The organism is Halomarina ordinaria, assembly GCF_030553305.1.
GTDB lineage: Archaea > Halobacteriota > Halobacteria > Halobacteriales > Haloarculaceae > Halomarina > Halomarina ordinaria.
The window spans coordinates 2034790-2054191 of record NZ_JARRAH010000001.1 but is presented as its reverse complement, the minus strand read 5'-3'; the positions used below and the strand labels follow the sequence as shown (position 1 = coordinate 2054191).

The following is a 19402-nucleotide window of genomic DNA, read 5'->3' as shown; positions in this document are numbered from 1 at the left end:
CACTCATGGTATCCATCGATTCTATACCCGGCGTGGTACTCGGCGGTGTCCTCCTCGCGGCGCTCGTCGCGGTCGGATACCTCCGACGGCGGCGACGCACGATGGCCGACGGCGGCTACCCCACACCGAGCGAGCGCGAGACCGAACTGGAGACGGAGAAGCCGTTCGGCCTCGTGCGATGGTTCACCACCGTCGACCACAAGGACATCGGCATCCTCTACATCGTCTTCGGCGTCGTCGCCGCCCTCTGGGGCGGCACCGACGCGATGATGCTGCGCACGGAACTCATCACGCCCGGGAAGACCATCTGGGGGACCGAGACCTACAACGGGCTGTTCACCACCCACGGCGTGACGATGATCTTCTTCTTCGCGCTGCCGGTGTTCTTCGGCATCGCCAACTACTTCCTCCCGATGCTCATCGGCGCCGACGACATGTCGTTCCCGCGTATCAACGCCATCGCGTTCTGGCTGCTGCCGCCGTCGCTCGTGCTGGTTCGCGGCGGCCTCATCACCGAAATCATCGGGAAGCTACTGGAATCCGTCGGCCTCTCGGCGCTCGCCTACCCCCTGCTCGCGCTCACGCCCATCGACATGAGCTGGACGATGTACACGCCGATGTCGTCGTCACTGGCCAACCCACAGATAGACCTCGCGTTGCTCGGCCTCCACCTGAGCGGTATCGCCACGACGATGGGCGCCATCAACTTCATCGTCACCATCTTCGCGGAACGGGCGGACGACGTCGAGTGGGCGAACCTCGACATCTTCAGCTGGACGATGCTGACCACCTCGGGCATCGCGCTGTTCGCGTTCCCGGTGCTCGGCAGCGCCATCATCATGCTCTTTCTCGACCGGAACTTCGGGACCACCTTCTTCGCGCTGGAGGGCGGCGGTGCCATCCTCTGGCAACACCTGTTCTGGTTCTGGGGCCACCCCGAGGTGTACATCCTCGTCCTCCCGGCGTTCGGGCTGACGAGCCTCATCCTCCCGAAGTTCTCGGGGCGGAAGCTCTTCGGGTTCAAGTTCATCGTCTACTCGACGCTCGCCATCGGCGTCCTGAGCTTCGGCGTGTGGGCCCACCACATGTTCACGACGAGCGTCGACCCGCGCGTGAAGGCGTCGTTCATGGCCGTCTCCATCGCCATCGCCATCCCGAGCGCGGTCAAGACGTTCAACTGGATGACGACGATGTGGAGCGGGAACATCCGGCTCACTGCGCCCATGATACTCATCATCGGCGGCATCGGGACGTTCATCATCGGCGGGGTGACGGGCGTGTTCCTCGCGTCCATCCCCGTCGACCTCGTCTTCCACGACACCTACTACATCGTCGGGCACTTCCACTTCATCATCATGGGCATCATCGCGATGTCGATGGTCGCCGCCAGCTACTACTGGTTCCCCATCCTCACCCGGCGGATGTACGACCAGCGCCTCGCGCAGGTGCAGGCGGTGTTGCTCATCGTCGGCGTCACCGTCTCGTTCACCGCGATGCTCGTCATCGGCTACCTCGGCCTGCCCCGGCGCTACGCCTACTACCCCGCCGAGTTCACCCTGCTCCACCAGGTCGCCACCGCGGGCGCGTACATCATCGCGCTCAGCGTCTTCCTCTGGATCGTCAACTTCGTCCAGTCGGCGCGGACCGGCCCGCTGGTGATGGACGCCGACGTCTGGAACCTGAAGGAGAGCGGCCAGTTCACCCGCGAGTGGCAGTGGTTCGAGCGCCAACTGCAGGAGCGCCGCGGCTTCGAACGCAGCACGCCGCGGACGCCGGTGGCCGAGGACGGCGGTAGCGGTGGCAGTAGTGACGTCGGTGACGGCGGCGAGGGTGGCGGCGGGAGCGACGGACGCGACGACTGACCCCTCGGTTCTCCCCTCGTTCACCCGTGCGACCCGCGAGGGCGAGCGGCCGCCAAGTACCGTCCGCCGGGCGAGCGCCGCCGCTGGGGGCGGTGATAAACGGGAGGGTGAGAGACCGCAGTTCAGTTGCCGTCGCCGGTCTCGATGGGTGCGTTGACGAGGTTGCCCCACTCCGTCCAGGAGCCGTCGTAGTTGCGCACGTCGTCGTAGCCGAGCAGTTCGTGCAGCGCGAACCAGGCGATGGAAGAGCGCTCGCCGATGCGGCAGTAGGCGACGACCTCGCCGTCGCCGTCGACGCCCTCGCTCTCGTACAGTTCGCGCAGTTCGTCGGCGGACTTGAACGTGCCGTCGTCGTTGACCGTGGCGGCCCACGAGATGTTCGACGCGCCGGGGATGTGGCCGCCGCGCTGGGCGGTCTCCTGCAGTCCCGGGGGGGCGAGGATCTCGCCGCTGAACTCCTCGGGCGAGCGGACGTCGACCATCGGGACGCCCTGTTCCATGGCCTCCTCGACGTCGTCGCGGTAGGCGCGGATGGACTCGTCGGGTTCGTCGGCGGTGTACTCCTGCTCGGGGAAGTCAGGGGCCTCCTCGGTGAGCGGGTAGTCGTTGTCGAGCCAGTAGTCGCGGCCGCCGTTCATGAGGCGGACGTCCTCGTGACCGAAGTACTTGAACTGCCAGTAGGTGTAGGCGGCGAACCAGTTGGAGTTGTCGCCGTACAGCACCACGGTCGAGTCGTTCGAGATGCCGTGACTGCCGAGCAGGTCCTCGAAGTCCTCCTTCGAGAGGACGTCGCGCTGGGTCTGGTCCTGCAACTGGGTCTCCCAGTTGAACCCGATGGCCCCGGGGGCGTGACCCTCGTCGTAGGCCTCGGTGTCCACGTCGACTTCGACCAGTCGATACGCGGGGTCGTCGCTCTGGAACTCGTCCAGGTGCTCCTCTACCCAGTCGCAGGAGACGAGCACGTCTTTGGCGTATTCACTCATAATACGTGCGTGCATAACGCCACCAGCCGTATATCCGTATTACTGCCGGTAGGTTCCGCCGGACGTTGCCCCTCGCGGCAATACTTTCTCGTATCTCCCGAAGCACGCCTCGGCCGTGCCGAGCGAACCACACGCGGTGACGTATCGAGAGCGTGACCTGTCGCAGTCCGGAGAATCAAGGGGAAACGGTTGCCGTTATCTCCGAGCGGCCGGGTCTGCAGGCTTAAAGTGCCGCTCCGCGATAGCCCCGACATGGACATGCTCGTAGACCCGGAGTGGGTCGCGGAGCGACTCGACGAGGAGGGGGTGCGTGTCGTCGACGTGCGCGAGGCGTGGGAGTACGACGGCATCGGTCACCTGCCGGGCGCCGTGAGCGTCCCGTTCGACGCCTTCCGGTCGGCCGACGAGGGGGAAGCCGGAATGCTCCCCGGCGCGGCGGCGTTCGCCGACCTGATGGGGGAGGCGGGCGTGCGCCGCGAGGACCACGTCGTGGCCTACGACGACACCCACGGCGTCTTCGCCGCGCGCCTGCTCGTCACCTGCGAGCTGTACGGCCACCCGCGCGAGAAGCTCCACCTGCTGAACGGCGACTACAGCGCGTGGAGTCGCGAACAGGAGGTGAGCCGGGAGGCCCCCGAGGTGGCCGAGGCGAACTACGACGCCGCGTTCGTCGAGGACGGCCCGCTGGTGGGTATCGACGTCGTCGCGGCGGCCATCGACGACCCCGACGCGGTCATCGTCGACACCCGCGAGGAAGGGGAGTTCGACGCGGGCCACATCCCGAGCGCGGTGCGCCTCGACTGGCTGGAACTCGTCGACGAGGCGAGCCGCGGGCTGAAGTCCGACGACGAGCTACGAGCGCTCCTCGAGGAGCGCGGCGTCGTCCCCGAGAAGCGGGTCGTCCTCTACTGCAACACCGCCCGACGTATCAGTCACACCTACGTCGCGCTGCGCCACCTCGGCTACGAGGACCTCGCGTTCTACGAGGGGAGTCTCACCGAGTGGGAGCGCGAGGGGCGCGACCTCGTCACGGAGTGAGCCGCGGGGTCTTAGGCCCCGGCCCCCGAACCGCCGGGCATGACCGACGACTTCGACGAGGACGACTGGCGCGAGCAACTGGACGCGCTGCGCGAGGAGAAGGACGCGTTCTTCGCGGACCACCCGCAGTCGCCGGTTCCGCCCGAGCACCGCGAGGGGTTCGAGGGGCTCGCGTACTTCGACCCCGACCCATCGTACCGCGTCGACGCGCGCGTCGAGCGCCACGACGACCCCGAACCGGTGACGATGGAGACGACGAACGGCCCCGAGGTGCGCTACGAGCGCGTCGCCACCCTGCACTTCGACCTCGGGGGCGAGGAGCGGACGCTCGGTGCCTACCGGCAGGACCCGGACGACCAGCTGTTCGTCCCCTTCCGCGACAAGACCACCGGCCAGGAGAGCTACCACCGGGGGCGCTACATGGAACTCGACGTCGAGGGCGAGCTGCCCGAGCGCGTCCCGCTCGACTTCAACCTCGCGTACAACCCCTTCTGCGCCTACTCGGAGACGTTCGCCTGCCCGCTCCCGCCGGAGGGAAACTGGCTCGGGACCGTCGTCGAAGCGGGCGAGCGCGACGTCAAGTTCTGAGTCAGGGGACGACGCCCACCGTCAGGAGCGTCCCGTACACCCGGTAGCGTTCGACCATCGCCTCGCGCGTCTCCCACCCCTCGTGGGGGAACGCCGACTCGGGGGGTATCTCCGTCTCCTCGTCGGGGATGGTGTCCTGTTCGGCGACGTGAAAGCCCGCCTCGCGGAACGCCTCGCGGTACTCCGCGCGCGACCAGCGGGTCATCTCCACGTCGATGTCCTCCTGCCAGTCGTGGGAGTGGACGTTCTCCTCGTAGTAGTTCACCGCACAGAAGAACGTCCCGCCGGGTCTGAGGACGCGGCGCAGTTCCGAGAGGGTGAACGCCGGGTCGCCCGCGTAGTAGAACGCCTCCATGCTCCAGGCGTGGTCGAGGCTGTCGTCGGCGAACGGGAGGCCGACCGCGCCGGCCTCGCGTCGTGACTCGGGGACGCCGAAGTCGGCGACGACGTACCCCACCGCCGAATCGTCGGTGTACGAGCGGGCGTTGCGGGCCATCTCCGGCGCGCCGTCGAGGCCGTAGACCCGGCCGGCGCCGGCCGTCTCGCGGAGGGCGCGTCCGGCGTAGCCGCTGCCCGTCCCCAGGTCGAGGAGGTGGTCCCCCTCCTCGACGGGCATCCGCGCCAGCGCGTGCTTCGCGGTGTGCCAGTGGCGCTCTTCCATCCCCCTGTCCCGGCCGTCGGCGGCCCACGCGTCGAACTCGCGTCTGACACTCATGGTCGGGACGGCGCGCGCGAGGGGCAAAGGGCGACCGGTTCGGCGCGGGGGCGCGCGGAGAGCGAGCACGGGAACCGGAACGGGAGCGTTATGCCCGATAGCCGACTCGTCCCGGTATGGTCGGACCCGCCCGTCGTTTCAAGACCGCGGACGTCGCCCAGCAACTGGTCGGCGGCTTCCTCCTCGCGGGACCGTTCGTCGTCACCGAGGAGGTGTGGGTGCTGGCGGAGAGCATGAGCACCCTCCAGGGGTTGCTGACGACGGCCATCGTCTTCGGCATCGGCTACGGTGCGCTGTACAAGGCCGACACGCGCGACCCGGACCGGGAGGTTGACGTGGCGGGGATTCCGGCGCGCTTCCTCTCGCTGATGGCCGTGTCGTTCGGGTCGGTCATCGTCCTCGCGCTGGCGTTCGACGCGCCGTCGACGTTCCTCTCGGGACTGGACGTCGAGCGCGGCCGCTGGCTGGCCGTCACCGCGAAGGCCGTGAGCGTCGGGTCGGTGTTCAGCGTCGTCGGGGCCGCCACCGCCGACTCCGTCTTCTGAGTCAGGGGCCGGCGAACGTGTTACCCCCTGGCCGGTCGCACGTCGCGTCCAGACAGCGCACGCCGGAGGGCGTCTCGAACGCCGGGAGTCCGCAGGGACACGTCCCGCTCACGACCCCCTCGGGAATCACGAACGCCGTCTCGCAGTCGGGGTAGGCGTCACAGCCGGCGAGCAGGCCGCCGCGCCGGAGGACCCTGAGGTCGGTACCGCAGTCGGGACAGTCCCACGCGCGGTCGAAGGCCTCGCGGACCGCGTCGTCGAGCGACTCGCAGGCGCGGTCGACACACACCTCGAAGACCGCTCCACGCTCGACGCGCATCCGCGGGAGGCCGCAGTCGCAGCGCGCGTCGAGGACGACGGCGTCCGCGGGGAGGCCGTAGCGCGCCCCCGAGTCGAGGTTCACGACCGCGCCACGGGTGCGGACGAGCGCCCCGCCGTCGGGGGCGGTCCCGACGGGGGCGCCGGCCGGCCCGGCGGGGACGGTGTAATCGGCGAAGGACTCGTGGACCGTCACGCGGAGGAACTGGTCGCCGTCGCGCGCCTCGACGACCAGCGGGTCGTGCGTCACGGAGCGGGACTCGGGGCGTGTGAGCCACGCCACCGGCTGGTAGCCGTCGGCGTCGTGGACGAGGACGGTGTCGTCGGGTTTGAGCAGGCAGACGACGCAGCCGCGCTGGACCTGCTCGCGGGTGCCCTCGAACTCGGTGGTGCAGTCGCCGGCGACGATACGGACGGTCGAGGCGGGGTCGGACGGTGACACGGGGTCGCTGGTCCCGTTCTCGTACAAGAAGGCTCGCACCGAGGCGGCGGGACGAACGGAACCGGGCGACCGATTCCGACACGAAAGTTCAATTACAGGGACAGTCTCGTGACGGTATGAACCGACGTTCGTACCTCGCCGCCGTCCTCGGCGTCGGTACCGCGGGGAGCGGCTGTCTCGCCGGCGTCGGGGGTGAGACGGCGCGCATCGCGGACCTCACGCTCCTGAACCTCGACGACCGGACGCACCGCATCACGGTGGCGGTTGGTCGCGGGGACGAGCGACTGTACCGCGAGTCGTTCTCGGTGGCCCCGGTCGGCGAGGGCGAGGGCGACGACGGCGTGCTCGTCGAGGAGGCGTGGATGGACGACCCCGGGCGGTACGTGGTCCGCGCCTGGCTCGACGACGCGGAGACGCCCGAGGAACGGCGCGTACCGAGCGAGAACCGGGGCGGGAACTGTTACGGCGTCGTCGTCCGCGCTCGGGAGGGCGGGTGGCTCGACGTTCCGATGGAGGACGGCGCGGCCGGTTGTGGGGACGGGTAGCCAGTCGCTCCCTCGTTCACTCCACGCGCACGGTCCGCGAGCGGGTGACGGGCACGAGCGGCAGGTCGGGGAAGGTGACGGTGACGACGTACTCCATCTCGTCGGCGCTCCCGCCGAAGACGCCGACGGGGACCGTCGTCTCGCCGAGGTAGGTGGTCGAGTCGGTCATCTCGACGCCGTTGACGGTGACGGCGACGGCGGCGCGCGCCCCGCCCGCCGCGGAGCGCACGCGCACCTCGCGCATGTCGTTGCGGCCGCGGGCGACCGAGTCGGGGAAGTCGCCCCACGCCACCTCGACGGCGGGGAGACCGCGGGCGCTCTCGACGACGCGCTCGGCGACGCCTTCGGAGAGACCCGCCGCGACGAGGGCGTCGACGCCGGCGTCGACCACGTCGGCGGGCGTGGTGAGCCCCTCGCTCGCGAGCTTCTTCGCCCGGCCCGACCCCACGCCGTCGATGGCCGTCAGGCCGACGGCGTCGGCGCTGATGGCGTTCTCGACGCGGGCCTCGACCCGACGGGTGAGGTTCGCGGCGACGGGCGACTCGAAGCGTTCGAGGAACGCCCGCAGGGCGGCGAGCAGGCGGAGGGCGTTCTGCCTGATGACCCAGGCGTCGCTCTGGAGTTCGCCGGGCGTCGTCCCCGCCATGCTCGCGCGGAGGATGGCGAGGACCTTCCGGTGGCCCGCGTCGTCGACGTCCGCCGCCCGGCCGGTGAGGACGGCGTCGACGGCGTCGCGCTCCGACTGTCGGCAACTCACGCTGTCGAACTCCGCCGCGCCCGCGACGGCCGCGAGCACGTCCATCTCGCCGATGTCGTCGCTCCGCGCGAGGCGGGCGAAGCGCTCGGCGGTGTCCAGTCGGAGGTAGAACCGCGAGGTGAGCTGGCCGAGGGCGGTCCCCTCGACGCGCAGTTCGCTGTCCGTCTCGACGAACCCGCCCTCGACCAGCCGCGAGAGCGTCTCCCTCACTCGCTCCCGGAGACGGCCGCCGAAGTCGTAGGCGTCGGGGGCGCTGCGCGCGCGGGTGGCGTAGAAGGTGGTGTCGAGCCAGTCCATCACGTCGTCGAGGTCGTCGATGGTGCCCAGCGCGATTTCGGCGTTGAGGTGGGCGTCGAGGTCGGCGGCGAGGCGCGACTCTATCTCCTTGCCCTCCTTCAGCAGGCGACGGTAGCGGTCGGCGTCGGCGGCGTCGCAGACCACCCAGGCGTAGCCGGCGTCGTCGTACCCCGGGCGGCCCGCCCGGCCGAGCATCTGGAGGACGTCGAGGGGGCTCATGTCCACCTCGCCTTCGAGCGGGTCGTGGAGCTTCGTGTCGCGGATGACGACGCAGCGCGCCGGGAGGTTCACCCCCCACGCGAGCGTCGACGTCGAGAACAACAGTTGGATGTCGCCGCGTTTGAACCACGCCTCGACGCGGTTCTTGTCCTCCCGGGAGAGGCCGGCGTGGTGGAAGCCGACGCCGTCGAGCACCGACTGCCGGAGCGTCTTGTTCTGGAGGTCCGTCGCCTCGGTGTGGAAGTCGTAGTCGCCACGCGCGCCCATCGGGACGTCGCGACCGGCGAGTTCGTCGCGCGCCTTCTCGGCCGCCCGCACCGTGTCCTGTCGGGAGGCGACGAAGACGAGCGCCTGGCCCTCCTCGCGGATGTGAGGTTCGGCGATGTCGAGCGCGCGGTAGAGCCGGCGGTACTTGTCGGCGAAGGGGTTGTCGCCGTGGGCGTAGGTCCGGACGCCCGCCTCGAGGGGGACGGGGCGGTACTCGTCGCCGAACTCGAAGGTGGTCTCGGGGACGGCGTCGAGCCACGCGGCCACGTCGTCGACGTTCGGCATCGTCGCCGAGAGCGCGACGATGCGGGGGTCACAGATGCGTCGCAGGCGCGAGACGGTCACCTCGAGCACCGACCCCCGGCGGTCGGAGTCGAGCAGGTGGACCTCGTCGATGACGCAGCAGTCGACGTCGCGGATGAAGCCGTAGCGCGTCGACTCGTGTTTCCGGGTCGCGGAGTCGGCTTTCTCGGGCGTCATCACGAGGATGTCGGCGCGCTCGGCGCGCCGGGGGTTCAGGTCGCGTTCCCCGGTGACGACGTACACCGAGTAGCCGAGCGACTCGAAGCGCTCCCACTCGCTCTCCTTCTCGTTGGTGAGCGCACGGAGGGGGGCGAGAAAGAGCGCCGTCCCGTCGCGTTCGAGGGTCTTGCAGATGGCGAGTTCCGCGAGCGCCGTCTTGCCGCTGGCGGTGGGTGCGCTGACGACGACGTTCTCGTCGCGTTCGAGGATGGCGGGGAGCGCCTCCGACTGCATTCGATTGAACGACTCGAAGGGGAAGGCGTCGGCGAACTTCGGGAGGCGCTCGGTGACGTGCACAGGGGATGGGAGGGGCGAGCGATGAAAGGGGTTTCTCTCCGCGACAGTCGACTCGCCCTGTCAGTTCGGCGCGGCGCCCTCCGGCTCCGGGTCGAACCGGCCGTTCTCGGCGGAGTAGTAGTAGTAGAACGCGAGACCGAGGGCGGCGGCGACGTTCGAGAGCGTCACGGCCCAGAAGACGGCCGAGACGCCCCACGCGAGGGCGAGGCCGCCGACGAGCGCGAACGGCAGGCGCACCCCCCAGTACTGTGCGAGGCTGGCGAGGAAACTCGTCCGCGTCTCGCTCGCGCCGTTGAACCCCGCCTGGAAGAGGTAGGCGGCGCCGATGGCGGGGTAACCGAGCGCGAGCACGCGGAGGTACTCGACGGTGAGCGCGACGCCCGCCGCGTCGAGTTGCGGGGCGAGCACGACGACGATGAGTTCCGGGACGACCCACTGGACGACCCCGAGGAGGCCGAGGACGGTCACGGCGATGCCCGCCCCGTGCCACGTCGCCGTCCGGGCGCGGCCGACCAGCCCCGCGCCGAGGTTCTGGCCGACGACGCTCTGTGCGGCCTGCTGGAGGCTCAGCGAGGGGATGACCGCGACGCCGGCGACGCGGAAGCCGACGAAGTAGGCCGCGAGCCCCGCCGCGCCGCCGAGCGAGAACGCGAGGACCACCAGCGCGAGGTCGGCCACCTGCTTCGCCACCTGCTGGCCCGCCATCGGCAGACCGATGTCGAACAGTTCGCGCTGCTCGGCCAGGTCGATGCGGAACGCCGACCGCGAGGTCATCCCGCCGTTGCGGCCGGCGAGCAGGAGCGCCGCGCCGAGGAGGAAGCCCACGCCGTAGCCGACCCCCGTCGCCAGCGCCGCCCCCTCGACGCCGAGGCCGGCGAACCCGGTCGCGGCGTAGAGCGAGTCGGCGACGCCGCCGAGGCCGAGCAGGGCGAAGGCGGGGTTCTCCTCGAAGCCGAAGATGAAGATGGGGTCGAGGACGGCGTTGAGACCGATGGCGAGCACGTTCATGTAGAGCGCGACGCGGGAGTCGCCCCAGCCGACGAAGGCGGCCTCCGTCGTGTCCGAGAGCGTGATGAGCGGGAGGACGAGCATCAGGACGGAGAAGTAGGCGACGGCGAGCGGCCCGACCGACTCGCCGACCCCTTCCGGACGGACGCTCGTGATGAGGTCGATGAGCGCGGGGGCGAGGAGGATACCGACCACGCCGACGCCGACGCCGAGACCGAGCGCCGCGAGGAGCCCCGACCCGACCCCCCGGCGGGCGCCGACGACGTCGTCGGCGCCGATACGCTGGGAGACGAGGACCTGCGTGCCGACGAAGGGGATGAAGACGGCGAACCCGAAGACGAGCGCCTGGAGGGGGACGACCAGACCGACGGCCGCCACCGCGTCGCCGGCGTTGTCCAGGCGGCCGACCCAGAAGAGGTCGACGACCTGCTGGAAGACCTGGACGACGTTCTGAGCGAGCAGCGGTGCTGCGAGCACGAGCAGTGCACGCAGAACCGGCCCCTCGGTGATGTCGTCTGGCGAGAGGTCGAACATCTATCCCGGTTTTCACCGAGCAAGTATTTAATTTTTGCAATTTAAGTTTTGGAGACACCACCGACGGCGAGGGGGACGGGGCCGCCGTCGGGCACAACGGGACGAACCGCAGGCTTTAGTCCGGTGGTACCGAGATAGCGTCTATGAGTCACACGCGCAAGCCCGACTGGCTGAAGATGCGGCCGCCGTCGGGACAGCGCTTCACCGACATCAAGGGGGTGTTGCGTGACCGGAACCTCCACACCGTCTGTGAGGAGGCCAACTGCCCGAACCTCGGGGAGTGCTGGAGCGGGCGCGACGGGCCGGGGACGGCGACGTTCATGCTGATGGGCGACCGCTGCTCGCGGGGGTGTAACTTCTGTGACGTGAAGACCGGCGGGATGGAGCCGCTCGACGAGGCCGAACCCGCGAACGTCGCGGCGGCCGTGGCCGAGATCGGCCTCGACTACGTCGTGTTGACGAGCGTTGACAGGGACGACCTGCCCGACCAGGGGTCGCGCCACTTCGCGCGCACCATCCGCGAGATAAAGGAGCGCGACCCGGGGGTGCTCGTCGAGGTGCTCATCCCCGACTTCCGGGGCGACCCCGACTGCGTCGACCGGATAATCGAGGCCCGCCCGGACGTCATCGCGCACAACGTCGAGACCGTCGAGCGCCTGCAGTGGCCGGTGCGCGACCGCCGGGCGACCTACGAGCAGTCGCTCTCGGTGCTCGAACGGGTCGCGGAGCGTTCGTCCATCTACACCAAGACGTCGCTGATGCTCGGCGTCGGCGAGTACGACCACGAGGTGTACCAGACGCTCTCGGACCTCCGGGAGGCGGACGTGGACGTCGTCACCTTCGGACAGTACCTCCAGCCCTCGCGGCGCCACCTCGAGGTGAGCGAGTTCGTCCACCCCGACAAGTTCGACACCTGGCGCGACGTGGCCGAGACGGAGTTCGACTTCCTCTACTGCGCCAGCGGCCCCCTCGTGCGCTCGTCGTACAAGGCGGGGGAACTGTTCGTCGACGCGCTGGTGCGCGACGGTGCGAGCGTCGAGGAGGCGCGCGAGCGGGCGCGGACGGCGACCCAGGCGAGCGACTGAGTCGCCCTCAGCTCCGGCCGGCCGACCGACCGCCGAGCGACGACGCCAGCGCCCCCGCGACCCCCCGGAGCCGCGACGTCCCGAACAGCGCGACGAGGACGCCCCCGACCGTGTTGAACGTCAGGTCGAGGACGATGTCGCGCGCGCCGTACTGCGCGAGGACGGCCTCGCCGCCGACGAGGCTCGACAGGCCGCCGGAGGCGAACTCGAGGACTTCCCAGACGACGCCGAAGGCGAGGACGAAGACCACGACGAACGCGAACATGAACTCCGGCGGCACGGTCAGTCGGTCGTAGTGGAGGTCGAGCGCCCGCGCGCTCGCGTAGCCCGCGCCGGCGACGACCGACGCCGAGAGCGCGTGCGTCACCGAGTCGTACCAGCCGAACCACTGGTAGGGGCCGAGCGCCCCGACCGCGTGGAGGAACACCGCGAGCGTTATCCAGGCGGTGAGGCCGGCGTTCATCGGCAGGCCGACGTCCCGCTCCAGCGCGCCCGGGAGGAACGTCACCGCGAGCGGGATGCCCGCGTTGATGACGAGGCCCCAGCGGAAGGTGACCAGTGCGAACAGCGTCACCCCGACGAGCGCGACCTGCATCGCCCGGACGGCGAGCATGAGTCCCCGCCGGTCGTCGCCGTCGTCGTCGGTATCCGGGTCCCCGTCGTCCTCAGCGACGCCCTCGTCGTCCGAGCCGTTCGTCCCGTCCTCGCCGCCCGCGACGGCGTGGTCGTCGACCCCGAACCCGGCGGTCCCAGCCGACTCGTGGGAGGCGAGGTACGCCCACGCCAGCCCCCCGGCGAGGACGCCGACCGCCGTCGCCAGCGTGATGTCCCACATCAGCGCGACCTTGCCGACGAAGCCGGTGCCGAGGAGCGTCGCGACGGCGTAGCGAACGACGGTCCAGACGCCGGTCGCGGCCATCGTCAGCAACACGACCAGCGCGACGGCGACCCGCGGCGTCAGTTCGACCGACGAGAACACGTGGAGTTCGACGACGACGAGCAGCGCCAGCGCGGCGAGCGCGAGGTACGACGCCGCCTGGGTGACCGCCGCCGGCGCGCCCACGGCGAGGAGGAGCGCGGGGACGGCGACGACCGCCAGGACCTCCCACGGCGGCATCGCCGAGGCGTCCCGGTACGCGACCGCCGGGACGACCGCGACGGCCACGCCGGCGAGCGCGAGGACGCTCCAGAGCGGTTCCCCGAACCCGAGGCTCACCGCCGCCGCCAGCGTCAGGCCGGCGACGAGCGCCCAGGCCGTGGCCGCGTTCGTGCGGTCGTCGTCAAGCACCGTACTCAGCGCCATACCGCCTCCGCCCCCCGAGATGGCTCGAACACGCCCTGACCCTCACGACCGACGGGCATCAGCGTTACTCTGGGAGGGGGCACATCCATAACGGACAATCGTCCAGGAACGTCCCCGAGAACGAAAGCCGAACTGGAAGATTTCGACCGGTCGTCCGAGTCGTACCGTATTCGACCACCGATACCCGGAGATGTGGGACAGAAGTCGACCCCGTCGGGTCGCGGGTGGCAAGAATCAGCAGTAGAGAAACCTTTTTACGAAACTACTATACCGTCAGCCGCGGCAGTCGTTGGTATGTCATGGAGGGCGGTATGAGTACGCTCCAGCGTGACCCCCGCGAGCGCGTGCAGGTCCTCGACGAGGAGGGCCGCGTGCTCGAGGGGGCCGAGGTACCGGACCTCGACGCCGACTCGATGGTCGAGATGTACAGGCAGATGCGCGTCGCGCGCCACTTCGACCAGCGCGCGGTGAGTCTCCAGCGCCAGGGACGGATGGGGACGTACCCGCCGCTGTCGGGCCAGGAGGGTGCGCAAGTCGGTTCCGCCTTCGCGCTCGACGACGACGACTGGCTCGTCCCGAGTTACCGCGAACACGCCGCCGCCTACGCCCACGGCGTCGACTTCGCCGAGACGCTCCGCTACTGGATGGGCGACGAGCGCGGCAACCGGATGGCCGAGCAGAACGTCTTCACCATCTCCGTGCCCATCTCGACGCAGATACTCCACGCGATGGGGATGGCGTGGGCCTCGAAGCTCAAGGGCGAGGAGAAGGCGTTCATCTGTTACTTCGGCGACGGCGGCACCAGCGAGGGCGACTTCCACGAGGGGCTCAACTTCGCGGGCGTCTTCGACACGCCGAACGTCTTCTTCTGTAACAACAACCAGTGGGCCATCTCGGTGCCCAGAGAGCGCCAGACCGCGAGCGAGACCATCGCCCAGAAGGCCGTCGCCTACGGCTTCGAGGGCGTCCAGGTCGACGGGATGGACCCCCTCGCCGTCTACCAGGTCACCCGCGAGGCCGTCGAGAAGGCGAAGTCGCCGGGCGAGGAGCGCCGGCCGACGCTCATCGAGGCGGTGCAGTACCGCTTCGGCGCGCACACCACCGCCGACGACCCGACCGTCTACCGCGACGACGACGAGGTCGAGGAGTGGAAGCGAAAGGACCCCATCCCGCGTCTGGAGGCCTATCTCCGCGACGAGGGCATCCTCGACGACGAGCGCGTCGAGGGGATAACCGAGTCGGTCGAGCGGGAGGTCGCCGAGGCCATCGACACCGCCGAGTCCATCGAGCGCCCCGACCCGGCCTCGATGTTCGCCGACGTCTACGCCGAGATGCCCCGCCGCCTCCAGCAACAACTCGACTACCTCGAACAGCTCCGCGACCGACACGGCGACGAGGAACTCCTGGAATGAGCCAGCAACCACAGCAGACACAGAACCTCACGCTCGTCCAGGCCGTCCGCGACGGCCTCGCCGGCGAGATGGAACGCGACGAGAACGTCATCGTCATGGGCGAGGACGTCGGGAAGAACGGCGGCGTCTTCCGCGCCACGCAGGGCCTCTACGACCAGTTCGGCGGCGAGCGCGTCGTCGACACGCCGCTGGCTGAGTCGGGCATCGCCGGCGCCGCCATCGGCATGGCCGCCTACGGGATGCGCCCGGTCGCGGAGATGCAGTTCTCCGGGTTCATGTACCCCGCCTTCGACCAGATAGTGAGTCACGCCGCGCGCCTGCGCACCCGCTCTCGCGGGCGGTTCTCCTGCCCGCTGGTCGTGCGCGCCCCCTACGGCGGGGGCATCCGCGCGCCCGAACACCACTCCGAGTCGAAGGAGGCGTTCTACGCCCACGAACCGGGACTGAAGGTCGTCATCCCGAGTACGCCCGCCGACACGAAGGGCCTGCTCGCGTCGGCGATTCGCGACCCCGACCCCGTCATCTTCCTCGAACCGAAGCTCATCTACCGCGCCTTCCGCGAGGCGGTCCCCGACGAGACGTACACCGTCCCGCTCGGCGAGGCCGCCGTCCGCCGGGAGGGGACCGACGTCTCGGTGTTCACCTGGGGGGCGATGACCCGCCCCACCCTCGAGGCCGCTGAGACGCTCTCGGAGGGGGGTATCGAGTGCGAGGTGGTCGACCTCCGGACGCTCTCGCCGCTGGACGACGAGGCCATCGTCGAGTCGTTCAAGAAGACCGGGCGCGCCGTCGTCGTCCACGAGGCGCCGAAGACGGGCGGCCTGGCCGGCGAGATAACCGCTACCATCCAGGAGGAGGCGCTGCTGTACCAGGAGGCGCCCGTCACGCGCGTCACGGGCTTCGACGTCCCGTACCCGCTGTACGCCGTCGAGGACTTCTACCTGCCCGAGGCCGCCAGAATCGAGGACGGTATCCGGGAGGCCTACGAGTTCTGAGCCATGGGCATCCGAGAATTCAAACTCCCGGACGTGGGCGAGGGGCTCACCGAGGCGGAGATCGTCGGCTGGCTGGTCGAGGAGGGCGACGCGGTCAGCGAGGACCAACCGGTCGCGGAGGCCGAGACCGACAAGGCCGTCGTCGAGATTCCCTCCCCGGTCAACGGGACGGTCAAGGAGATCCGCGCCGAGGCCGGGGAGATGGTCCCCGTCGGCGACGTCATCATCGTCTTCGAGACGGAGGGCGGTGACGACGCCCCCACGGAGACGACGACGGCGGAGGCGGAACCCGTCGAGGCCGAGGAGACCGCCGCGGCCGAACGCGCCCCCGACGAGGAGGTGCCGACGCCCGAGGGGCGGGTGTTCGCCGCCCCGAGCGCCCGGCGCCTCGCGCGCGAACTCGGCGTCGACATCGGCGCGGTCGAGGGCTCCGGCCCCGGCGGGCGCGTCAGCGACGCCGACGTGCGCGCCCACGCCGAGGACGACACCGACGACGACCCCGCCGCAGTGGAAACGGAGGGGGTGAAGTCCGCGACGCGGAAGGTGACGGACGACGGTGCGGAGGCCGCGAGCGCGGACGCGGAGACGGGTACGAGTGCGGGGACGGTCGCGGGCGAGGCCGCCGACAGGGAGCGGACGCTCGCGGCGCCGGCCACGCGCAGACTCGCCGAGGAGCAGGGCGTCGACCTGAACGCCGTGCCGACCGACGAGGAGCGCGACGGCCAGCCGTTCGTCACGCCCGAGCAGGTCACCGCCTACGCGACGGCCCGGCAGGACGCGCAGGCGGCCGACGCTGCAGCACTCGGTGTCGCGGGCGAGGACGAGCGCGTCCCCTACCGGGGTATCCGGCGCACCATCGGCAAGCAGATGGAGCGCTCCAAGTACACCGCCCCGCACGTCACCCACCACGACGAGGTGGACGTGACGGCGCTCGTCGAGGCCCGGCGCGACCTGAAGGAGGTGGCCGCCGAGCGCGGCGTCTCGCTCACGTACATGCCGTTCGTCATGAAGGCCGTCGTCGCCGGGCTGAAGGAGTTCCCGTACCTGAACTCGACCCTCGACGAGGAGGCGGAGGAAATCGTCCTCAAGGGGGCGTACAACCTCGGCGTCGCCGTCGGCACGGACGCCGGTCTGATGGTGCCCGTCGTCGACGGCGTCGACCGCAAGGGGATGCTCCAGCTCGCCTCGGAGATGAACGACCTGGTGGAGAAGGCCCACGAGCGTAGCATCTCGCGCGAGGAGATGCAGGGCGGGACGTTCACCATCACGAACTTCGGCGCCATCGGCGGCGAGTACGCCACGCCCGTCATCAACTACCCCGAGACGGCCATCCTCGGGCTGGGTGCCATCAAGGAGAAGCCGCGCGTCGTCGACGGCGAGGTCGTCCCCCGCCACGTGATGACGCTCTCGCTCTCCATCGACCACCGCGTCGTCGACGGGGCGCAGGCCGCCGCCTTCACCAACCGGGTGATGGAGTACCTGGAGAACCCCTCGCTGCTGTTGCTGGAGTAGTCGGCCCCCGCCCCCGTTTCTCGTTCGCTCCGCGTCGGACGGCGAGCGGTGAGTACGTCCAGACGCGAGACCGCGCACCCGCAAACCCATACAGCCTTACCACGCGCGGCAAATATCGCGCGTATGGTCGTCGGAGACATCGCGACAGGTACGGACGTCCTCGTCATCGGCGCCGGGCCGGGCGGCTACGTCGCCGCCATCCGCGCCGCGCAACTGGACCTCGACGTGACGCTGGTCGAGAAAGAGACGTATGGAGGGACCTGCCTCAACCACGGCTGCATCCCCTCGAAGGCGTTCGTGACGGCGTCGAGCATCGCCCACGACGCCCGCGAGGGCGAGGCGATGGGTATCCACGCCGACCCCGCCGTCGACATGAAGGGGATGCGCTCGTGGAAGGACGACGTCGTCGACCAGTTGACCGGCGGCGTCGAGAAACTGTGCAAGGCAAACGGCGTCAACCTCGTCGAGGGGCGCGCGGAGTTCGCCGACGCGAACAAGGTCCGCGTCGCCCACGGGGGCGAGGGGCAGGGTTCCGAGTCCATCGAGTTCGAGCACGCCGTCGTCTCGACCGGGTCGCGTCCCGTCCAGATACCGAACTTCGAGTTCGACGGCGAGCACGTCCTCTCCTCGCGCGACGCCCTCGCGCTGGAGACGCTCCCCGAGAGCCTCGTCGTCGTCGGGGCGGGCTACATCGGGATGGAACTGGGCACCGTCTTCGCCAAACTCGGGACGGACGTGACCGTCGTCGAGATGCTCGACGGCGCCCTCCCCGGCTACGAGGACGACGTCGCGCGTATCGTCCGCAAGCGCGCCGAGAGCCTCGGCATCGACTTCCACTTCGGCGAGGCCGCCCAGGGCTGGGAACCCGCCGGCGAGGGCATCACCGTCCGGACGGAGGACGCCGACGGGGAGGTGAGCGAGTTCGGCGCCGAGAAGGTGCTCGTGGCCGTCGGGCGCACGCCCGTCACCGACACGCTCGACCTGGAGGCGGCGGGCGTCGAGACCGACGAACGCGGGTTCGTCCCGACGGACGACCGCGCTCGCACCAACGTCGAGCACGTCTACGCCGTCGGCGACGTCGCCGGCGAGCCGATGCTCGCGCACAAGGCGATGAAGGAGGGCCACGTCGCCGCCGAGCACATCGCGGGCGAACCCGCGGCGCTCGACCACCAGTCGATACCGGCGGCGGTGTTCACCGACCCCGAAATCGGCACCGTGGGTCTGACGGAGGCCGAGGCCGAAGAGGAGGGGTTCGAACCCGTCGTCGGGACGATGCCGCTCCGCGCCAGCGGGCGTGCGTTGACGCTCGACGACACCGACGGCTTCGTCCGTCTCGTGGCGGACGGCCCGAGCGGGTTCGTCCTCGGCGCGCAGATCGTCGCGCCGGAGGCGTCCGAACTCGTCGCGGAGGTCGGCCTCGCCATCGAGATGGGCGCGACGCTGGAGGACGTCGCCGCGACGGTCCACACCCACCCGACGCTCTCGGAGGCGGTGATGGAGGCGGCGGCGAACGCACAGGGGCACGCGATTCACACGCTGAACCGGTAGCTCGAATCGACGGCCGCTCGCTCACGCCGACTCGGCGAGGTAGCGGCGCCAGTCGTCGGACTCGGCGGCGTCTCGCACCGCGCGGTCCAGTCGGTCGAGGCCGTCCCGGAAGAACCGTTCGAGGTAGATGGCGTCGGCCGCCTCGCCCAGCCCACCGAGCGGCGACTCGAAGGTGAGGACGTCGCGCACGAGTGTCCCCCCGTCCTCTGGCTCGAAGAACCGGTCGTGGATGAGGCGCTCGAACGGGCCGTCGACCATCCGCTCGCGGAAGTGTCGCGGACGGTTGTACGTCGCGAGGCGCATCGTCAACGCGACGGACATACCGAGGAGGCGGGTCTGCCAGACGACGGACGTCCCGGGCGACAGGAGGTCGTCGCCGACGCCGGCGACGGCGTGGAGGTGGTTGTGCGTGAGGGCGTCCTCGCGGAGGCTGACACACCGGGTGAGGTCGAACACACGTTCCGGCGGCGCGGCGACGAACGTCTCGGCCCGTATCGTCGTCATCGCGTGCTGGCGGCCTCCGTCGGGGAGGGGAGCGTGAGTAATATCCCGGTCAACGTCGGAGTAACACCCCACACGGGAAAAAGCGTTCCGCCGGAGATAACAGGGT

17 protein-coding genes are annotated in these 19402 nt (G+C 69.9%); 10 read left to right on the top strand and 7 right to left on the bottom strand.

Features of this window, described 5'->3' with window-relative positions:
- Positions 1-5: 5 nt before the first annotated feature.
- Entirely contained in the window at positions 6-1862 is a 1857-nt protein-coding gene (locus P1Y20_RS11085) for a cbb3-type cytochrome c oxidase subunit I (RefSeq protein ID WP_368662149.1), read from the top strand.
- A gap of 122 nt (positions 1863-1984) precedes the next feature.
- Here P1Y20_RS11085 and P1Y20_RS11080 read toward each other — a convergent pair whose 3' ends face one another.
- A complete protein-coding gene (locus tag P1Y20_RS11080) occupies positions 1985-2845 on the bottom strand; it encodes a sulfurtransferase (protein WP_304448719.1) in 861 nt (286 codons plus the stop codon).
- Positions 2846-3097: 252 nt separating this feature from the next.
- Between P1Y20_RS11080 and P1Y20_RS11075 the strand changes: the two genes are divergently transcribed.
- The gene (locus tag P1Y20_RS11075; protein WP_304448718.1) at positions 3098-3883 is read left to right on the top strand and encodes a sulfurtransferase; all 786 of its coding nucleotides are present in this window, start codon (positions 3098-3100) and stop codon (positions 3881-3883) included.
- A gap of 39 nt (positions 3884-3922) precedes the next feature.
- Positions 3923-4471, top strand: coding sequence for a DUF1684 domain-containing protein (locus P1Y20_RS11070; RefSeq protein WP_304448717.1), 549 nt, complete (start codon positions 3923-3925; stop codon positions 4469-4471).
- Position 4472: 1 nt separating this feature from the next.
- Here the strand turns inward: P1Y20_RS11070 and P1Y20_RS11065 are convergent, their stop codons facing one another.
- A complete protein-coding gene (locus P1Y20_RS11065) occupies positions 4473-5186 on the bottom strand; it encodes a class I SAM-dependent methyltransferase (RefSeq protein WP_304448716.1) in 714 nt (237 codons plus the stop codon).
- Positions 5187-5302: 116 nt separating this feature from the next.
- Here P1Y20_RS11065 and P1Y20_RS11060 point away from each other — a divergent pair, with 116 nt between their 5' ends.
- Complete coding sequence (locus tag P1Y20_RS11060; RefSeq protein ID WP_304448715.1) at positions 5303-5731, top strand: DUF2391 family protein; 429 nt, start codon at positions 5303-5305, stop codon at positions 5729-5731.
- Position 5732: 1 nt separating this feature from the next.
- On the opposite strand, the gene P1Y20_RS11055 is transcribed toward P1Y20_RS11060, so the two are convergent.
- Complete coding sequence (locus tag P1Y20_RS11055) at positions 5733-6491, bottom strand: PDDEXK family nuclease (RefSeq protein WP_304448714.1); 759 nt, start codon at positions 6489-6491, stop codon at positions 5733-5735.
- A 116-nt stretch (positions 6492-6607) separates the two neighbouring features.
- On the opposite strand from P1Y20_RS11055, the gene P1Y20_RS11050 reads away from it, so the two are divergent.
- On the top strand, positions 6608-7036 hold the full coding sequence (locus P1Y20_RS11050) for a hypothetical protein (protein ID WP_304448713.1): 429 nt from the start codon (positions 6608-6610) through the stop codon (positions 7034-7036).
- A 16-nt stretch (positions 7037-7052) separates the two neighbouring features.
- On the opposite strand, the gene P1Y20_RS11045 is transcribed toward P1Y20_RS11050, so the two are convergent.
- Positions 7053-9395 (bottom strand): DEAD/DEAH box helicase, encoded by a 2343-nt coding sequence (locus tag P1Y20_RS11045; RefSeq protein ID WP_304448712.1) that lies wholly within the window; start codon positions 9393-9395, stop codon positions 7053-7055.
- Positions 9396-9455: 60 nt separating this feature from the next.
- Positions 9456-10937, bottom strand: coding sequence for an MATE family efflux transporter (locus P1Y20_RS11040; protein ID WP_304448711.1), 1482 nt, complete (start codon positions 10935-10937; stop codon positions 9456-9458).
- A 143-nt stretch (positions 10938-11080) separates the two neighbouring features.
- Here P1Y20_RS11040 and lipA point away from each other — a divergent pair, with 143 nt between their 5' ends.
- The gene (gene lipA, locus P1Y20_RS11035) at positions 11081-12022 is read left to right on the top strand and encodes a lipoyl synthase (protein WP_304448710.1); all 942 of its coding nucleotides are present in this window, start codon (positions 11081-11083) and stop codon (positions 12020-12022) included.
- Positions 12023-12029: 7 nt separating this feature from the next.
- Here lipA and P1Y20_RS11030 read toward each other — a convergent pair whose 3' ends face one another.
- Positions 12030-13325, bottom strand: coding sequence for a DUF2238 domain-containing protein (locus P1Y20_RS11030; RefSeq protein WP_304448709.1), 1296 nt, complete (start codon positions 13323-13325; stop codon positions 12030-12032).
- Positions 13326-13636: 311 nt separating this feature from the next.
- Between P1Y20_RS11030 and pdhA the strand changes: the two genes are divergently transcribed.
- From pdhA to lpdA, 4 genes are all read left to right on the top strand, one after another.
- Positions 13637-14737 (top strand): pyruvate dehydrogenase (acetyl-transferring) E1 component subunit alpha, encoded by a 1101-nt coding sequence (pdhA, locus tag P1Y20_RS11025; RefSeq protein ID WP_304448708.1) that lies wholly within the window; start codon positions 13637-13639, stop codon positions 14735-14737.
- A complete protein-coding gene (locus P1Y20_RS11020) occupies positions 14734-15732 on the top strand; it encodes an alpha-ketoacid dehydrogenase subunit beta (RefSeq protein WP_304448707.1) in 999 nt (332 codons plus the stop codon). The genes pdhA and P1Y20_RS11020 overlap by 4 nt, the downstream gene beginning before the upstream one ends.
- A gap of 3 nt (positions 15733-15735) precedes the next feature.
- On the top strand, positions 15736-17244 hold the full coding sequence (locus P1Y20_RS11015; protein ID WP_304448706.1) for a dihydrolipoamide acetyltransferase family protein: 1509 nt from the start codon (positions 15736-15738) through the stop codon (positions 17242-17244).
- 123 nt (positions 17245-17367) lie between these two features.
- On the top strand, positions 17368-18792 hold the full coding sequence (lpdA, locus tag P1Y20_RS11010; protein WP_304448705.1) for a dihydrolipoyl dehydrogenase: 1425 nt from the start codon (positions 17368-17370) through the stop codon (positions 18790-18792).
- Positions 18793-18813: 21 nt separating this feature from the next.
- Here the strand turns inward: lpdA and P1Y20_RS11005 are convergent, their stop codons facing one another.
- A complete protein-coding gene (locus tag P1Y20_RS11005; protein WP_304448704.1) occupies positions 18814-19296 on the bottom strand; it encodes an SRPBCC family protein in 483 nt (160 codons plus the stop codon).
- Between the last annotated feature and the right edge of the window lie 106 nt (positions 19297-19402).